Source organism: Bacteroides sp. An322 (assembly GCF_002161765.1).
GTDB classification, from domain to species: domain Bacteria; phylum Bacteroidota; class Bacteroidia; order Bacteroidales; family Bacteroidaceae; genus Phocaeicola; species Phocaeicola merdavium.
In genome coordinates, this window is sequence record NZ_NFIN01000061.1 from 1 (window position 1) to 1,491 (window position 1,491).

The window sequence follows — 1,491 nt, forward strand, 5'->3', positions numbered from 1 at the left end:
TCGGCGATTTCTTGATGCTGCCCGACAAAGAGCGGTATCCGGATATTGCACACAGCTATATCTTAGAACTGAAATACCTGAAGCCCACCGCTACAGATGCAGAAGTGGAGGCTAAAAGTAAGGAAGCCGACGGACAATTGCTGAAATACAGCAAAGACAAAATCGTAAAACGCCTCTGCAGCGGAACACAACTGCATCTGCTGAAGACCGTATTCCGAGGGGCAAATATGACGATATGTACGGCTATTAATTATTGACAGAATTTTTTATAATGATAAAAAATAGGAAACTTATACGGTATGGAAAAGGCAACTATCAAAGGGATTCCTTATGGAGTGGCACGCTTCGATGAAGTGCGGAATGAGAATTTCTATTATGTGGACAAGACGATGTACCTCCCTTTATTGGAGAATACAAGCAAGTACCTGTTCCTTATCCGTCCGCGCCGCTTCGGCAAGAGCATGTTCGTAAGCATGATGCAGGAATATTATGACATCGCCAAGGCAGACCGCTTTGATACGCTGTTCGACGGACTATGGATTAAAGAGCATCCCACGGCGTTGAAAAACGCTTTCCAAGTGATTTACTTTGATTTCTCGTTAGCGGGAGCAGGCATGGAAAGGCTGGAATATACGTTCAACGACTACTGCTGTGCCGAACTTGACTCGTTTATTAAACAATATAAAGATTTTTACGATGAGACGACCTTCAGCAAAGTACTTGCCGAAAAAGATGCAGCTTCCAAACTGAGGCTAATCAACGCCGAAGCACGCCGAAAAAAATACTTGCTTTACCTCATCATCGACGAATACGATAATTTCACCAATGTCATCTTGAGCGAAGGCGGCAAGGAAGTGTTCCGCAACCTGACCCATGCCAGCGGTTTCTACCGTGAGTATTTCAAGATATTCAAGGCAATGTTTAGCCGGGTATTCCTGATAGGTGTATCACCAGTCACATTAGACGACCTTTCGAGCGGGTATAATATCGACTGGAACATCTCGCAAGACCCGCAATTCAACTACATGCTCGGGTTCTCGGAAAGCGATGTGCGTGAAATGTTCCTATATTATAAAAGTGCAGGCAAGCTGCGTCCCGATGCAGACATCGAAGCAATGCTGGCGGAAATGAAACCATGGTACAACAACTATTGCTTTGCGGAAGAATGCATGGACGATGAACGATTGTATAATTGCGATATGGTGCTTTATTACTTGCGCTATCAGGTAAGCCGTGGCTGCCCTCCCAAGGAAATGGTAGATAAGAACATCCGTACCGATTACAAAAAACTGAAGATGCTGGCAGATATTGACAAGGGGAATCAGCGGGAGAACCGGATGAGCGTTATCGAAGAAATTGCGGCTACAGGGTCAATCGTGATAAACCTGAAGACTTCCTTCCCTGCAGAATACGTGACGGATGACAACAACTTCAGAAGCCTGTTATATTATTACGGCTTACTTACAATGAAAAGAAGCCTCGGCAGGCGTA

At 44.9% G+C, this 1,491-nt stretch carries 2 protein-coding genes; both read left to right on the top strand.

Annotation, left to right across the window (positions count from 1 at the left end; all coding sequences use genetic code 11):
* The coding region (locus tag B5F91_RS14705) for a PD-(D/E)XK nuclease domain-containing protein (protein WP_204244711.1) at positions 1-257 on the top strand (257 nt) is incomplete at its 5' end.
* A gap of 42 nt (positions 258-299) precedes the next feature.
* Positions 300-1,491, top strand: a 1,192-nt coding sequence (locus B5F91_RS14710) for an AAA family ATPase (RefSeq protein ID WP_087429763.1), incomplete at its 3' end; no start/stop codon positions are given.